Below are 15,399 nucleotides of genomic sequence, written 5' to 3'. Positions count from 1 at the left end.
ACGTGACGCGCCGCGCCGGTAGAGTCCGCCGCCGCGAGACCGACGAGGAGGTCTCCCTCTCCCTCCAGGAGTGCGCGCATGAGCAGCTCCGCACGTGTCCTTTCCGCCCTGACCGCCGGTCTGGTCTGCCTGGCCCTGATGGGCGCCTCCGGGTGCACGTCGGCGCCGGACGACGGGGACGGCCGGAAGGACGGGGCGGCGCCGACGGGGGCGTCGAGGTCCGACCCGCCCCCGGTGACCGTCGCCCCCTCCGAGCGAGGGACCGCCGACTTCTGCCGGGTCGAGCGGCCGGAGGCGTGGGCGGCCGCCGAGGAGCGGGGGCGGTACGGCTCCGGCTCCGGGGCGGCCCGCCGGGGGGTCGCGGTCGGCGCGGACGGGGAGACCGTGTTCGCGGTCGAGGAGGCCGGGACGCGGAGCGAGCTGGTCGCCCTGCGGGACCGGGGGCGGAAGAGGCGGGTCGTCCACGGTCTGGCCACCGTCGTGGACGGGAGGAAGAACCAGTACGGGAGCGCCCGCTTCGACGGCCGCTGGCTGGTCTTCGAGGTCACCCACGACGTGGACGACTGGAACGACTGGAGCCTCTACGCCTGGGACTCGGCGGGAGGTTCCGCGCCCTTCCTGGTCACCCGCCACGACAAGGCCGTCCCCGGCCCCGCCCTGCTCGTCCGGCTCCACGGCGGGAAGGCCGCCTGGACCGAGGGCGTGCGGGGCGGGAGGCAGGCGGTCCACCTCTACGACCTGGCGGCCCGCGAGGACGCGGTCGTGCGCACCGGTCGCCTCGGCCCCGTCTTCCTGGCCGGCGACCTGCTCGGCTGGCGCGAGGACCCGGGGGCCGGGGGCCGCGTCACGGTGAGGGCGGTGTCCGTCCGGACCGGCGGGCCGGCCGCGCCGCCGCCGGTGATCGCCGGGATACCCGGCACCGCGCACCTCACCGGCGACGGGGAGACCTGGGCCTGGGTCTCCCCCGACCTGCGGACCCTGTACGCCTGGCGGCCCGGCTGGAAGGAGTCCGCGACCGTCGCGAGGGCGGCGGAGGGCGAGACGGTGGGCCAGGTGGAGGTCACCGGCGACCTCGTCACCTGGACGGGAGGGGCGGCCGTCTGGGCGGCGGACCTGCGCAGCCACTCGCGGACCGCCCTCACGCCCGGGTACGGCTATCTCGGCGCCTCCGGGACCTCCCTGCTCGTCGGGTACCTGCCCGAGGGCTTCGGCAAGGACCCCGCCGCGCGGAAGCGGGCCGTCGACTACGTGCTGAGGGCCCGGGAGCTGCCGCCGCTGCCGGACTGCCCGGCCTGGACGCCGGTGCCGCAGCCCGCCGGAGAGACGGGCTCCGCCCTCTGACGCTCAGGAGCCGTCGGGGGCGGTGAGGAGGGCGCGGGCGTAGTGGGCGAGGGAGCGGTTGTAGCGGGGCAGGAGGGGGGCGAGGGCGCCCAGGGCGAGGGAGGCGGCCTCGCGGTCGCGGCCGGTGTCGGCCAGGGCGAGGGCGAGGAAGGCGTCGACGGCGCCGGAGAGGGCCCGCTCGTCGGCGTCGAGCCGGTCGGCGGGAACGTCCCGTTCGGTGGTGAGGAGGTCGACGGCGAGGTCGGGGCGGCCGAGGTTGCGCAGGCTGCTGGCGAGCTGGATGACGGCCCGGCGGCGGCGCAGTCCGGTGAGGCCGAGGTCGAGGGCGCGCCGGTAGCGCGCGACGGCCTCCTCCGGGAGGCCGGTGGAGTCGTGGGCGGCGCCCTGCTCGAAGAGGGCGGCGGGGTCGTCGGCGGGCCGCTCGGCGGCCAGTTCGGCCACGCGGGCGCGGAAGTCGGCGGGCTCGTGGGCGTCGATGCGCTCCCAGAGCGCGGCGATCCGGCGCTCCCAGTCCTGGTCGTCGGTGATGGTGGCGTCGTCGGTCATGGCGGCACCCTAGTGCTCTGACCGGGAAGGTTCACCGGGTTGGCGGTGGTGGCGGTGGAATGTGTGGTGGCGTCCGTCCGGTCGTCGGGGTGCGGCGGCTGAGCCTGTCCGTGTGCGCGGGTTGACCGACCAGGAGGGTCAGAAGCCGCAGCAGATCGTGCGCCGGGGCGGCCGGCTCCTGGCCAACGTCGCATGAGCGGCGAGTCCGGCCAAGAGCAGCACCGTGCCGGAATGCCAAGCAAGCGACAGCCGTACCGGCGCGCCCTCGGGACACCGACACCGGACCGAACCCGGCGAACCGATGCGGTCGGAGCACTAGGGCGTGTGTCGAAGGTCCTGATCGCCGCGCACAGCGGGGCTGTTGTGGTGGGTGCGGATCTTTGTCGTGGCCTCTCGGAGGGCCGTGACGGTTCCTGTGAGCCATCGGCCGACCGTCTCGCGTTCGGACTCGGTGAGCTCGCTGGTGACGCGGGACATGCCGTCGATCAGCGGTGCCATCAGGCCGGTCATGGACTGCCGATGCTCCGGGGTCACGGCGAGGGCGAACTTCCTGCCGTCGGAAGGGTCGCGCTCCCTGCGCACGTAGCCGAGCTCGACCAGGCGATTGGTGATCTTCGTGATGGCCGCATGGCTCAGTCCCGTCTCCTGGGCGAGTCGGGTGGGGCTGACGCCGGGATGGCGGCCGATGAGGTCGAGGACCTTGTGCTCGGTCGTGTTGACGCCCAGGCGGGCGGCGACGGCGTCATGGAAGAGCACCACCCGCAGGCTCAGCTCGTGCCCCAGTGAAGCCCCGTCCATCGGGGACTCTTCCTCGGCGTTCATGCGGACGAGGCTACGCCACTCTTTTACTTGAGTGAAGAAAAGTTATTCACCAAAGTGAAAGAGTGTGCTTGACTCGATGACATGGACACCACTTACGCCCGCCGCCGTGACGTGATACCCCCGATCGGGGTCCTGAGCCGTGTCTACGCGGCCGGCCTCGTGGTGAACCTCCCGATCCTGGCCCTGCTGCTGACGCCGCAGATCCGCAGCCGTGTCGGCTCGGAGACGACCATGGCGATCAGCGTCGTCGTCCTGCTCGGCCTGGTCGTCGCGGCCGTGGTGTTCGCGCCGGAGGTCAGCGCCCGCGTCGCCCCGGCAGGCGCGCGATGGCGCTTCGGCGGCGCGCGCGCTCAGGTCCGGGCCCTGATCCGGCGGGACCGCCGCGCCTACGCTTGGCGCCTGGGGGAGTTCGTGGTGTTGTACATCGCCGCCCAGGGCCTCGGGGGAGTGATCGCGTGGAAAATGCCCCACATCTGGAGCAACCCCGACTTCGGCAGCGACCCGGCCGCGGGGCGGTGGGAGTTCCACTACCCGAACTTCGCCGTCCAGGCGGTCGCCATCTACTTGGTGATCTGTCTCGCCAGCAGTTGGTACGCCTGCCGCCTGCGTCAACTGGCTCTAGCCGGACCGGACGACCACTGACGAAGCGTCGACGCGTACTTGTCACGGCCACTCGTCGATGGCCGCGACGCAGTCCTCCGGGCCGCACTTCGGGGGACGGCCGCCACGGGAGCCGAGCGCCTCGGGCGAATCCCGCCCCGGGGCTCAGACGGGTGGCATCAGGTCGCTCTCGCTGACGGTGTACGGCAACGGGGGATAGCCGAAGTCCGTTTCGGCGTTCTCGCGGCGGCGCAGCCGGTAGAACTCGCTCCGCTGTTCCTCGTCGGCCGGTACGAGACGGTCGCCCCGCGGGAGGTACGCGTGTCCGTCGCGGAAGCGGACGACGGTCTTCGACGTCCGGAACGTCACGCCCCACCACGGGTTGTCGTCCGCCCCGGCGGGCGCGTTCCACACGATCCGGTGCTTGAGCCGCCGGTTCGTGGCGACGGAGAACGCGACGACGCCGTGGTGGACGAGGGGGATCTCGAACTTCTCGCCGCCGGGTTCCTTGGTTGCGAAGACCAGTTTCCGCGAAGGGCCGGCTTCGGGGTCCCGGTAGCAGGAGAAGACGGCGATGAACGAGTCCTCGGCCAGGTCGAGGGCCTGGTCGGAATGGGCGCCCATGGTCTTGTAGGCGTTCGTGTAGCTCTCGACGAGGGCGTTGTTGAAGCCGACCGGGAGATCAGCCCCTTCCCGAACGCGCCGCGCCAGCCGCTCGTGGACCTCCCGGAAGCGCTGCGCCGGGCTGCCGTAGCGGGTGGTGGTGCGGACGAGGGGCACGCCGCCGGTCTCGTCCACCCTGGTGATCACGGCGCCCCGCCGGCCCTTTCCGACGTCTTCCAGACGCGTGGAAGCGGACAGCTCCGCGAAGGTGTTCCCCTCGGCCGGCAGGGCGTACGAGAGGATCCCGTCCGCGATCCTAGGCACGGGGAGCACGGTAGTCCCCCGCGTTCATGCTGAAGAGGAACGCGTCGCCGTAGTCGATGAAGGACGAGGTCCTGTTCTCCTCGGCGTACAGCCGGCGCAGCTCGTCCATGCCGTCCTCCGTGGGCGGCCCCAGCCTCACCAGGCCCCCGGCCTTCTTGAGGAACGTGTGGCCGTCCTGGTGCACGGCTTCGGCGCTCGAACAGCGCACCACGTATCCCAGGCGGGTCGGGAGCGACGCGGCGTCCAGCGACGCGGGCCGGATCTCGTGCGTATAGAGCCGGTTGGTGGACAGCGGCATGAAGAACACGGAACCGGGATAGAGCGTGATGCCGAACTGCGCGGGGAGTACGGCCCCTTCGTGGTCTCCGGCCGGTTCCTTGAGGCGGAAGTGGAGTCGGGTCAGCCCGCTGACGCCCTTCAGGCCGTGGTCGAAGGCGTCCTCGGCCAGGGGCTCCAGCTTGTCGAGCCCGTCGTAGAAGGTGCAGAAGGCCATGACACCGTTGCCGGGCATGTCCTTGGTCTTGTCGGCGTGGGCCGAGATCTTGGCCTTGGACTGCTTGCGCTCGGGCGTGGCGTGGGTGTTGTGGTAGATCTGGGCGAGGACGTGATTGAGCGGCGCCTGGCCCCGGAAGACGGTGGCGGCCTCGCGGTTCAGCTCCTCGACGATGTGCGTGTCGGTCGGCCGGAAGCTCTCGGTCGGCCCCGAGAAGTTCGTGGAGCACCGGAGCAGACGGAAGTGCAGCGCGTCGCCGTCGCGCGTGACGGGCGTCAGATAGATGCCGCTGCGGTGGGCCGTTCCGGGCTTGGTGGATTCCGTCAGGGACTGGAACGCGTGCTCCGTACGGATCTTGTCGAAGTGGCCGGCGTCGAGCGCGAAGAAGCGCCGGTAGTACACGCCGACGCCGTGGACGCGGAGGGGGACGCGACCGAGGTCGACGGGGGTCCAGGGCGCGTCGGCGCCCTCGCCGTAACCGTGCGACAGCTCCCGTACGACGAACACCTGCTCTGCCGACCGCAGATGATCGCCACTGACCCCGGATATGTCACCGCACAGGTAGACGGTCTTCCCGGCGAGGTCGGTCGCCCCGGACGCGAGGTCCTCCGGCGTGATCGTGGCCCCGAAGAAGTCCCCGACCCCGCCGTCGCCCCACAACTCCGCGGGCGCGACCAGGACGTTGTCCGCGTCCTCGATGCGTGCTTCTGCCAGCTCTGTCGTATTCATCAAACGGTACCCGCCGTTCGCAGACCTCGATGGATCGTCCGAAACCGTGGACATGCCGACGGCCCGCGCTCTTTCGTTCGCGCCGCACAGCGTGAACGAAAGGGGACGGACCGTTGATCCCGATGCTCTCACGGGGGTTCGAGGGCGGGCAACGGACTTCTGTCGCGCGCCGATTGAACGGGGATCGGTGCGGCGGAAGGAAAGGAGGGCTCTCCCGTGGTTTGTCCGCGCACCACATCGTTTGATCATTCTCGAAACCGCGAGATCACTTTCCCCGGCGCGTCCCGGCCGGACCAACCGGAACGAACTCACCCGGCGGGCAAGGGTTTTCCCTCCGTGAAAGGTGATCGCGTGGTACCGACCCGTGAAACGGTCATACGCAACCTGTGGGCGTCGCCGGGACTGTTCGTCACCGCCGCCCTCTGCGCGTCCCACAAGGAGAGTCCCGGCCCCGGAGGGGCCTTCGCCCTGGTCGCCCTGCTGGGTTTCGGCCTGTTGTTCTGGCTCAACCACGCCTGAGGTGACGGGCGGGGCGCCCGCCGAGCCGGACATCGCAGGTCGCGTGCGCCGTGGATCCACGCGAGGCGCCATCAGACTCGCGCACCGTGTCGTGGGGCGCACCGCGTGATGGGCCATACAGGGCTCTCGGGCTCACTCCGCGTGTCCGCGCCGGGCCGGGCGCCTCCCCCCGGAGTGTGCGGGATGCGCCGCCAGGGAAGGTGCACCTCCAGGGTGGGGCCGAGCGGAGAACCGCCCACGACGGCCGGGAGGGCTCATGTCCACGACAGAGGACGGCTACGGGTACGGCACGGAAGCGACGTCCGGCACGGAGTCCATGGGGGTGGAATCGGCGGCCACCGGCGAGAGCTGGGGCACGGAGCAGCCCTTCGACGTGGCCGGGAACATCACCCTCCACGGCTCGGTGTCACGCACCGACGAGCAGAAGATCGAGAACGGGAGGAACACCGAGTCCACCACGTTCGACGGAGAGCTCGGCCTGACGTATCCCGACTCCTGGGACAGGCCCGACCCCGCACCGGCCTCCGCCTGCCCCCCGGAGGGCCAGACCGGTGACCGGCCGGGCTCCTCCGGGGACACGCACTCGTTCAACGACACCGACCAGAACTACCCCTCCGTCACGGAAAGCACCGTCGCGGACACCACCGACTACGGCGGCGGGGCCACCTTCGACGTCTGACGCGCTCCCGCGGCCTCCAGGGTCCGCCGCCATCCGTCCAGCTCGCCACGGGCTTCGGTGATGCGGTCCTGGTGGCTGCGGAGCCCGGCGACGAGCTTCTCCGGGTGGTCGGCGGCGGTCCCCGCCAGCAGGGTGATCCGGTCGCCGATCTCCTCTCGGACCAGGCCGACCAGCTGCCTCCGCTGCCGCAGCCACGCCTTGGCCTGGCCGCCTTCCGGCGCCGCCAGGAGGTCCACGGTCTGCTGCCGGGCCTCCCGCAGACGTCTCTGCACGTGCATCAGGTGCCCCCCGCCCAGATAGTGCAGGGGTACCAGGTAGAGGAAGGCACCGATGTTGAACAGCACGCTGTCGTCGTACTCCTTGACTCCGCGCTCGTAGCGCTCGTAGGCGCTTTCGTACCGGTAGCTCCCCACCTCCATCTCGGAGTCCTGACGATTCCGCGGGCGGGTCCGGTGCAGGCCCGTGGGAACCAGGGAGTCGAAGAGGGCCTCGCGCTCCCGGGCGACCGCGTCGAGGTCGAGGCCCAGTGCCCGCAGCCCGGGGGCGCAGGCCTCGGCGATGCGCCTCCGGGTGACCGCGATCTGTCCCTCCACCGCCTTGCTGATCGTCTTCGCCCGGTGCTTGTCGATCAGCAGTTCCGGATTCAGGTCCCGGAGGTGTCCGTCGACGAGTCCGGTCAGCCGCGCGTTCTCCTCCAGGAAGACGCCCTTCACCGCCTGCCAGTCCTCGGCACGCCGCGCCGCCTCCACGGCGTTCAGCTGGTCGGTCCGGTTGAAGCGGGTGCGTCCGAAACCGAAGAGCGCGCTCAGCCCGCCGGTGTCGAGACCGGCGAGGGCCTCGTCCGCGTGGCGGCCGATCTCGGCCCGGTCCATGTCGCCGTCGAGGACGGCGTGGACCCGGCGGGCCCGGCGCTCCAGTGCCGCGTCGAGGACCGGCAGCGTATAGCGGGAGGTCTCGGCGACGGTGCGATCGACCTCTTGGCGGACGGAGACGGTGATCCTGGCGCGCAGGACGTCCAGTTGCCTCTCGTCGGGTGCGGAGAGGTCGATGCAGTGCAGGCTCGCGTCGGCGAGGCCGAGACGACCGTCGGTGTCCAGGGGCACGAGGAACTTGGTGACGCTCTCCCGGCGCATCGCGAGGTGGGCGGGGAGCCGCTCGGGGGTGAGCAGCCGGGAGTCGTACTCGTTGAAGAGGACGGCGGCGATCCGGGCGGGGCGGGGGCTGTCGGCGAGGTCGCGGACGGTGTCGGCCAGTGCCTTGAGGCTGAGCCGGCCCATGGAGACCAGGACGACGGTGAAGGCCTTTCCGGCCAGGTCGCGTTCGGCTTGGGCGGCGACCGCCCGGGACACTCCGGAGAGTCCGGGGTGGTCGACCAGACGGAGGCCGCCCGCGAGCATCGGCGCGGGCAGCCTGATCTCCCCGCGGAGCACTTCGAGGACGTTGTCCTCGTTGTGCTCCTGCAGCATCCAGCGCTCGAACGCCGCCCGGTCCGCCGGCTCTTCGGTGACCCGGTTTCCGGAGCCGTCGGTCCGCAGGACCCGGTAGCGGGGGTGCTCGACCTTCGCATGGAGGACGTGCACGGGGGCCACCGTCCCCGGCATGGCGATCGACACCGGGCTGATCTCGGCGTCCACCAGGGCGTTGACCAGGGTGGATTTGCCCGCGCTCTCGGGACCGAGGATCGCGAGGTGGGCCTGGTCCCGGGAGCGGTCCAGGGCGGTCAGGGCGTCTTCGAGGGCGGGTTCGGGCGTCGACAGCAGGGTGTGGTACCGGTCGAGGGCGGCGGCGAGGGCGGTGAGGTCGGTCTCAGTGGTCATCCAGGGCCTCCCGGACGGCGGCGGGGCCTTCGGGCAGTTCGCCGCCGGCCCCTTCGGTGACGGCGGTGACGGTCTCGCGCAGGGCCTCGGTGTAGCGGGGGTCGGCGTCCGCCAGGTGGTCCAGGATCTCCGCGGGCGGGGGGAAGGGCGGTCCGGCGAGCGTGTAGTCGGGGTGGGCGAGGATCGCCAGGGAGCGTTCCAGGGCGGCCACCGCCTCGGTGGGGCGGCCCCGTGCCGCCAGTCGGCGGGCCACCGTCAGGAGGTGGTAGGCGGGGTCGGCGACCCGGTCGAGGGGCACGCCGAGGTCGGCGGGCCAGTCGGTCCGGGCGGCGGGTCCCAGGAGGGCCGCGGCCGCGTCGAAGCGCTGCCGGTAGCGGACGGCTCCGGCCAGCCAGTACGCGTCCACGGCCGAGGTGACCACGGCGGTGACGGCGCGGGCGGCGACCTCGACCTCCAGCCGGTTGAGGCCCTCGGGGTCGGCGGGCACGGCGAGTTCATGGCCCGCGGGGGCTTCGGCGTTCAGCCGGGCGACGGTCTTCTCCGTCCAGGTGCCGGGCGGCTGCCGGCGGTGCCGCAGCAGCAGGCGCAGGGGCTCGGTGGGAACCGTGCCGGTTCCCAGGTGGCAGCCGCCGAGGCTCAGGTCGAGGGTGTCGCGGTAGAGGGAGACCTGCGCGACGAAGGCGGGGACACCGTAGAGGTCGTTCCAGTACAGGCCGGCGTGCGGCCAGGTCAGGGCGCCCACGCCGTCGTGGAGTTCGACCAGTCCCTCGTTGCCGAGAGTGTGCCTCAGGGCGGCCGAGAGGGCGGTGCGGAGGCCGGCCCAGTGCGGTTCGTTGAGGCCGCTGAACCTGGGGAGCAGCAGGAGCGGCGGCAGGTCGGAGAGGTCTTCGGCGAGGAGGTGCAGTCCGGCCCGCAGGTGGCCGGGGCCTTCGGGGACGGGGTAGGTCGAGTACAGCGTCTGGTTGCCGAGGGCTTCCAGGGACTCCTGCCGGCGGAGTCCGGATTCCAGGTGCCGGAGGTCGAACTGGCGCTGGTGGCGGACGGCTTCCAACTGGAGTTCACGGCCGAAGCGGGTGTCGGACTGGTTGCGTTCGAACTCGTGCTGGGTGGTGCGGGCGCGTTCGGCGGCGCTGATCTGGCGTTTCGTGTTGACCAGCGAGGCGGCGGCCTGGGCCGCCGCTCCTATGCCGAAGCTGATGTATCCGTCGGACATGTTCCCCCGGGTGGCTCGTTCGGGTGAGGGCTGCCTGTCCTGTTCTGTCCACCCGCCAAACCCCCAAACCGGTCTGCCCGACCGGCCCGCCAGCCCTACCCCATCGGAACGACCAAGTGGGCCCGGTCCCGTCCCCGGGCGATCAGGCGGGCGTTGGGTTCGTCGGAGGTGTGGACCCGGTGTTCGGCGCGGGGGCGGTCCTTGCCGAAGTGGATGTGGCGGGCGATCAGGCGGGGGACGCGGTGGTGGTCGGGCAGGTCGAGGTACCAGGCCTCGTGGAGGAGGGGGAGGACGGCGGTCCAGGGGGCTTCGTCGTGGAGGAGGTAGTTGCCCTCGGTGACGACGAGGGGGACGGCGGGGTCCACGGGGACCGATCCCGCGATCGGTTCCTCCAGGGAGCGGTCGAAGGCGGGGGCGTAGACGGTGGTGCCGGGGTCGGGGGTGCGCAGCCGGGTGAGGAGCGCGGTGTAGCCGGCGGCGTCGAAGGTGTCCGGGGCGCCCTTCCTGTCCGCCCGGCCGAGGCGCTCCAGCTCCGCCCGCGCGAGGTGGAAGCCGTCCATGGGGACGAGGACCGCGAGCCCGTCCAGGCGGTCGACGAGCCGGGCGGCGAGCGTGGACTTCCCGGCGCCGGGCGGGCCCGCGAGGCCCAGGATCCGGCGGTCCCCCGCCTCCGCCAGGGCCCGCGCACGGGCCGCGAGGCGCTCGAATTGTTGCGTGTCCATGTCGGGCATTCTTCACGGCGGGCGTGCCGGTTGACGCGGGTAGACCGATACATACTACTTTTGGTTCCATGCCGTCCATCGCACTCGTCACCCTCGTCGTCCGTGACTACGACGAGGCCATCGCCTTCTACACCGACGCCCTCGGGTTCGACCTCGTCGAGGACACCGACCGGGGCGGCGGCACCCGCTGGGTCGTCGTCCGGCCGCGCGGCGCGGCCGGGGTCGGCGGCCTCGGGAACGCGGGCCTGCTCCTCGCCCGCGCCAAGAACGACGCCGAGGAGGCCTCGATCGGCAACCAGAGCGGCGGCCGGGTCGGCTTCTTCCTCCACACCGAGGACTTCGCCCGCGACCACGCCCGCATGACGGAGGCCGGCGTGAAGTTCCTGGAGGAACCGCGCCACGAGCCGTACGGCTCCGTCGCCGTCTTCGAGGACCTGTACGGCAACCGCTGGGACCTCCTCCAGCCGGCGGGCGCGGCCGACCCCGCGCCGAGCCCCGCCTAGGGACCGCGTCTCCGGCGCCTCCCCCGTCGCCCCGGAACCGGCGTGCGAACGCCCGTGACGCCGGAACGCGTTGATCGTCTACCCTGACCGCCGCGGAGTCAGGGGGTTCCGCGCGGCCGGGGGGCCGGGGAAGACGAGGGGGCCGGGGATGACGACGACGGACGCGCGGGCGGGAGACGTACCGGGGCCGGCGGCCCGGTCCGGACGGCGGCGGTGGCCCGGCTGCCTGGCGGTCGTGGCCGTGCTCGCGCTGGTCGGCGGCGGCGTCTCCGGCATCCTGATGATCACCGGGAACATGCCAGGCGACTCGATGGACACCGTCTGGGAGGCGCCGGCCGACCCGGCGGCCGCCGAGCACGGCAACGGCAGCTGGCCGGTCGGCGACGTCCTGGTGCGCAGCCGCTTCGACGCGGTCACCGGCTACGGCACGCGGACCGGGAAGCGGCAGTGGGAGTACGTGCCGCCGGGCCGGTCCGAGATCTGCTCCACGTCCGCCCCCGACGACTCGGTGCTGCTCCTGGTCCGCGGGGAGAACGTCACCGCCACCCGGACCGAGGGCTGCGCCGACGTCACCGCGCTCGACCTGAAGACCGGAAAGGAGCTGTGGAGCGGCTCCCGCAAGGCCTCCGCCGAGGCCACCGCCGGCGGTCCCGTGAGCGGCACGGTGGCTGCGGGCGGCGGACTCGCCGTCGTCCTCGACACCTGGACGGACGGGGACGGCGAGGCGGTCGCCGACGGCAGGAAGGCGATCCGCGCCGTCGACCTGCGGACCGGCGAGCGCCGCTGGACGGCCACCCTTCCGGAGGACTGCCGGCCGTTCGACGTCGGGGCCGCACAGCGCAGGGTCGCCGCGGTCCTCAGCTGCGGGAAGGGGGACCGGGCGGAGCTGACGGCCGCCGTCCTCGACCCGGCGACCGGCACGCTGCTCCACAACGAGCCGCTGGACGCGCGCCGCCCGGTCGCCCCGTCCCCGGTCCGGACGGCGCTCGTGTCCGTCGACCCGCTGGTGGTGTCCGTGCGTCCCGCGTACGACAACGGGCCCGGCACCGGCACCTTCTTCGCCTTCGGCGCGGACGGTCGGCGCACGTCCCGGATCGAGAGCTCCGGCGAGCACGGGAAGATCGTCGCCGACAAGCCCTCCAAGGTCGCCGTCGACGGCGAACGCCTGTACGCGGTGGCCGAGTTCGGCAAGTCCTCCACCAGCTCCCGGGCCATCGCCGTCGACCTCGCGACCGGCCGCCTCGTCTGGCAGGCGGACTCCGGCCGGGGTGAGACCGTGGCGCTCGCCGCCCACGACGGCGAGGTCACCGTCCTCCAGCAGGACCGGGGCAGCTTCACCGAAGAGCTGTACGTCCTGGACGGTGCCACCGGCGAGGAGCTGGACGACCGCACCTTCTCCTTCGACGTCGACCACGAGGACGGCTGGCTGGGCGGCTTCTTCGACCGCGACGGCCTGCTGATCGTCTCCCGGTACGACACCGAGGGACCGGGGCGGCCCTTCGCCGTGTACGAACGCTGGTGAGGGAGGCGGCGGGGCGCGGGCGCGGCGGGGCCTCCCGCCGTCGCCGACCCGGACGTCGCGGCCGGAGGGACGGCGGCGGAGCCCGGCCGGCCCCGTGGTCCCGGTCCGCATCCCGGTCCGCGTAAAACCGCTGTCGCGCCGCGCGTCCGCGTCCCTACACTCACCTCCCGGCGCACCCTTCGGTGCCGCCGTCAGCCGTCAGGCGTCCGTCCGTTCGTCCGTCCATCCGAGGGGAGAAGACCGTGCGCAGCCACGCCGCCGTCGTCGTGTCCTCCCCCCGTGCCCGGTACGACGTGATCCTCGCCTCCCCGGCCGCGCGGTGGCGGCTGCGCGCCCGCCATCGCCGCCCGTGACGACCCCGTACGCCTTCCGAACCCGATAGGCGTCCGTCGTCCGGGAATCGCGCTGCCCGTTCCACCACCGCAGCAGCGAAAGGCACGAGACCGTGCGCACTCCTGAGACCACCGCCGTCCGCAACCTCGGCATCCTGGCCCACGTCGACGCCGGGAAGACCACCGTCACCGAGCGGATCCTGTATCTGACCGGGGCCGTCCACAAGCGGGGCGAGGTCCACGACGGCACCACCGTCACCGACTTCGACCCGCAGGAGCGGGACCGGGGCATCACGATCTTCGCGGCGGCCGTCAGCTGCGACTGGGCCGGTCACCGGATCAACCTGATCGACACGCCCGGCCACGTCGACTTCTCCGACGAGGTCGAGCGCTCGCTGCGCGTCCTCGACGGCGCCGTCGCCGTCTTCGACGCCGTCGCGGGCGTCGAGCCGCAGAGCGAGACGGTGTGGCGGCAGGCCGACCGGCACGGCGTCCCGCGCCTCGCGTTCGTCAACAAGCTGGACCGGGCGGGCGCGGACCTCGACGCCGCCGTGGAGTCGATCCGCGACCGGCTCGGGGCCGTGCCCCTCCCCGTCCAGCTTCCCATCGGGCGCGAGGACGGCTTCACCGGCGTCGTGGACCTGCTCCGGACGCGAGCGTACGTGTGGGCCGACGGCGACGGCCCGTACGCCGAGCTTCCCGTACCCGACGACCTCCTCGACGAGGCCCGGCGGCGTCGGCGCCGCCTGGAGGAGGCCGTGGCGGAACTGCACCCCGGCGCCTTCGAGGAGTTCTGCGCGCGCGGGGAGCTGGCCGAGGCGACGCTGCGGGGCGCGCTCCGCGACCTCACCCTCGCCGGGGAGGCCGTGGTCGTGCTCTGCGGCTCGGCCTACCGCAACCGGGGGATCGAGCCCCTGCTCGACGCCGTCGTCGCCTACCTCCCGGCCCCGTCGGACCTGCCGCCCGTGCGCGGCGGGGTCCCGGCGGACCCGGAGGCGCCGTTCACCGCGCTCGCCTTCAAGGTGAGCGCCACGGCCACCGGCCGCATGACCTACGTCCGCGTCTACGCGGGCACGATCAGGAAGGGGGACACCGTGCTGGACACCACCGGCGGGCGCACCGAGCGGATCGCCCGCATCCTGCGCGTGCAGGCGGACCGGGCCACCGAGGTCGGGTCGGCGCGCGCCGGTGACATCGTCGCCGTCGTCGGGCCGAAGGCCGTCCGCGCCGGAGCCACCCTGTGCGATCCGGCCGCGCCGGTCGTCCTCGAACCGCCGACGACCGCCGACCCGGTGGTCTCGGTCGCCGTCGAGGCCCGCCGCGCCACGGACACCGGCCGCCTGGCGACGGCCCTCGCCCGCCTGTCGGAGGAGGACCCGTCGCTCGTCGTGCGGTCCGACCCGGAGACGGGCCAGACCGTCCTGTCCGGCCTGGGCGAACTCCACCTGGAGGTCGCGGTGGAGAAGCTGCGCCGCGACCGGGGCCTGGAGGTCGCGGTCGGCCGCCCCCAGGTCGCGTACCGCGAGACGGTGGCGAAGGGCGTCACCGGCCTGCTGTACCGCCACGTCAAACAGGACGGCGGCGCGGGCCAGTTCGCCCACGTCGTCCTCGACCTCGAACCCCTGGAAGGAGACGAGGAGTTCGCGTTCCGCTCCACCGTCACGGGCGGCCGCGTCCCGCAGGAGTACGTGCGCGCGGTCGAGGCCGGCTGCCGGGACGCCCTCCTGGAGGGCCCCCTCGGCGGCCACCCGGTGACCGGCGTCCGGGTCACCCTCACGGACGGCGCCACGCACCCGAAGGACTCCTCGGAGATGGCGTTCCGCACGGCGGGCCGCTTCGCCCTGCGCGAGGCGCTCCGGGCCAGTGCCATGACCCTCCTGGAGCCGGTGGCCGACGTGACCGTCACCGTCCCCGCCGAGTCCGTCGGCGCCGTCCTCGGCGACCTCGCGGCCCGCCGGGGCCGGGTCACCGACCGGACCACCCGGGGCGGTACGGCGGTGGTGGCGGCGACGGTGCCGCTGGCCGAGCTGTTCGGCTACGCGTCCCGTCTGCGGGGCCGCACCCAGGGCCGGGGCACCTTCACCACCCGCCCGGCCGGGTACGAGCCGGCCCGGGGCTGAGGTCGAGCTCGGCCCGTACGGTCTTCCCGACCGGTACGCGGTCGAGCACGGTCCACCGCGAGGCCAGCGCCCCGACCAGGAGTAAGCCGCGCCCGCCCTCGTCCAGCGACTCCCGCTCGGCGGGGGCGGGCCGCCGCTCGCTCCGGGTGTCGGACACCTCGATACGGAGCACCCGCCCCGGCGCGTACGAGAGCGCCAGCTCGCAGTCGCGCCCGGGCACCCGGCCGTGGGTGACGGCGTTCGCGGCGAGTTCGGCGACGAGCAGCGCGGCCGTCTCGGACGTCTCGGAGTCGTACGGGACGCCCCAGCGGTCCAGCTGGAGCACGGCGAGGCGGCGGGCGAGCCGGGCGCCGCGCGGGGTGGAACTGAAACGCTGCGCGAACACACGTACGGTGACGGGCCCTTCGCGGGTCACGGGGGAGGTCATGGGGCCAATGTGGCGCCGTGCGGGGCTGGTTGCCAGCTCAGAAACTCGTACGCTGCGACAGCGTACGGGTTCACACTCTGGACCGTA

At 72.9% G+C, this 15,399-nt stretch carries 15 protein-coding genes; 7 read left to right on the top strand and 8 right to left on the bottom strand.

The genetic code is table 11. The features are described 5' to 3' along the window. The first annotated feature begins 78 nt into the window (after nt 1-78). Complete coding sequence (locus tag ACIQVI_RS00685; protein ID WP_403589612.1) at nt 79-1,341, top strand: hypothetical protein; 1,263 nt, start codon at nt 79-81, stop codon at nt 1,339-1,341. Between the two features lie 3 nt (nt 1,342-1,344). On the opposite strand, the gene ACIQVI_RS00680 is transcribed toward ACIQVI_RS00685, so the two are convergent. Together ACIQVI_RS00680 and ACIQVI_RS00675 are read right to left on the bottom strand one after the other, a co-directional pair. Continuing rightward, nucleotides 1,345-1,887, bottom strand: coding sequence for a tetratricopeptide repeat protein (locus ACIQVI_RS00680; RefSeq protein WP_403589610.1), 543 nt, complete (start codon nt 1,885-1,887; stop codon nt 1,345-1,347). A 315-nt stretch (nt 1,888-2,202) separates the two neighbouring features. Continuing rightward, a complete protein-coding gene (locus tag ACIQVI_RS00675) occupies nt 2,203-2,709 on the bottom strand; it encodes a MarR family winged helix-turn-helix transcriptional regulator (RefSeq protein ID WP_403589608.1) in 507 nt (168 codons plus the stop codon). An 81-nt stretch (nt 2,710-2,790) separates the two neighbouring features. On the opposite strand from ACIQVI_RS00675, the gene ACIQVI_RS00670 reads away from it, so the two are divergent. After that, a complete protein-coding gene (locus ACIQVI_RS00670; protein ID WP_351970321.1) occupies nt 2,791-3,351 on the top strand; it encodes a hypothetical protein in 561 nt (186 codons plus the stop codon). A 123-nt stretch (nt 3,352-3,474) separates the two neighbouring features. Here the strand turns inward: ACIQVI_RS00670 and ACIQVI_RS00665 are convergent, their stop codons facing one another. Next, nucleotides 3,475-4,245: a hypothetical protein gene (locus ACIQVI_RS00665; protein ID WP_403589606.1), complete on the bottom strand. Its 771-nt coding sequence runs from the start codon at nt 4,243-4,245 to the stop codon at nt 3,475-3,477. Next, nucleotides 4,229-5,458: a hypothetical protein gene (locus ACIQVI_RS00660; protein ID WP_403589604.1), complete on the bottom strand. Its 1,230-nt coding sequence runs from the start codon at nt 5,456-5,458 to the stop codon at nt 4,229-4,231. The genes ACIQVI_RS00665 and ACIQVI_RS00660 overlap by 17 nt, the downstream gene beginning before the upstream one ends. 351 nt (nt 5,459-5,809) lie before the next feature. On the opposite strand from ACIQVI_RS00660, the gene ACIQVI_RS00655 reads away from it, so the two are divergent. Then, a complete protein-coding gene (locus tag ACIQVI_RS00655; RefSeq protein WP_403589602.1) occupies nt 5,810-5,977 on the top strand; it encodes a hypothetical protein in 168 nt (55 codons plus the stop codon). A gap of 256 nt (nt 5,978-6,233) precedes the next feature. After that, nucleotides 6,234-6,656 (top strand): hypothetical protein, encoded by a 423-nt coding sequence (locus tag ACIQVI_RS00650; protein WP_403589600.1) that lies wholly within the window; start codon nt 6,234-6,236, stop codon nt 6,654-6,656. Here the strand turns inward: ACIQVI_RS00650 and ACIQVI_RS00645 are convergent. The 3 genes from ACIQVI_RS00645 to ACIQVI_RS00635 all read right to left on the bottom strand — a co-directional run bounded on the left by ACIQVI_RS00645 (nt 6,626) and on the right by ACIQVI_RS00635 (nt 10,417). Then, on the bottom strand, nt 6,626-8,473 hold the full coding sequence (locus ACIQVI_RS00645) for a dynamin family protein (protein WP_403589598.1): 1,848 nt from the start codon (nt 8,471-8,473) through the stop codon (nt 6,626-6,628). The genes ACIQVI_RS00650 and ACIQVI_RS00645 overlap by 31 nt on opposite strands. Further along, nucleotides 8,463-9,686, bottom strand: a complete 1,224-nt coding sequence (locus ACIQVI_RS00640; RefSeq protein WP_403589596.1) for a hypothetical protein — start codon at nt 9,684-9,686, stop codon at nt 8,463-8,465. Before ACIQVI_RS00640 ends, ACIQVI_RS00645 begins: the two co-directional genes overlap by 11 nt. A gap of 95 nt (nt 9,687-9,781) precedes the next feature. Continuing rightward, a complete protein-coding gene (locus ACIQVI_RS00635) occupies nt 9,782-10,417 on the bottom strand; it encodes a nucleoside/nucleotide kinase family protein (RefSeq protein ID WP_403589594.1) in 636 nt (211 codons plus the stop codon). A gap of 59 nt (nt 10,418-10,476) precedes the next feature. On the opposite strand from ACIQVI_RS00635, the gene ACIQVI_RS00630 reads away from it, so the two are divergent. The 3 genes from ACIQVI_RS00630 to fusA all read left to right on the top strand — a co-directional run bounded on the left by ACIQVI_RS00630 (nt 10,477) and on the right by fusA (nt 14,885). Then, nucleotides 10,477-10,911, top strand: a complete 435-nt coding sequence (locus tag ACIQVI_RS00630) for a VOC family protein (protein ID WP_403589592.1) — start codon at nt 10,477-10,479, stop codon at nt 10,909-10,911. Between the two features lie 148 nt (nt 10,912-11,059). After that, nucleotides 11,060-12,433, top strand: coding sequence for a PQQ-binding-like beta-propeller repeat protein (locus ACIQVI_RS00625; RefSeq protein ID WP_403589590.1), 1,374 nt, complete (start codon nt 11,060-11,062; stop codon nt 12,431-12,433). A gap of 445 nt (nt 12,434-12,878) precedes the next feature. After that, nucleotides 12,879-14,885: an elongation factor G gene (gene fusA, locus ACIQVI_RS00620; RefSeq protein ID WP_403589589.1), complete on the top strand. Its 2,007-nt coding sequence runs from the start codon at nt 12,879-12,881 to the stop codon at nt 14,883-14,885. Here fusA and ACIQVI_RS00615 read toward each other — a convergent pair. Continuing rightward, nucleotides 14,845-15,312: an ATP-binding protein gene (locus tag ACIQVI_RS00615; RefSeq protein WP_403589587.1), complete on the bottom strand. Its 468-nt coding sequence runs from the start codon at nt 15,310-15,312 to the stop codon at nt 14,845-14,847. The two genes, fusA and ACIQVI_RS00615, sit on opposite strands and share 41 nt — an antisense overlap. Between the last annotated feature and the right edge of the window lie 87 nt (nt 15,313-15,399).

Origin of the sequence: Streptomyces sp. NPDC098101 (assembly GCF_044760185.1) — a bacterium.
In the GTDB taxonomy this organism is placed as follows: Bacteria; Actinomycetota; Actinomycetes; order Streptomycetales; family Streptomycetaceae; genus Streptomyces.
Note: the sequence above shows the minus strand (reverse complement) of the source record. Positions and strands in the feature narration are given on the sequence as shown.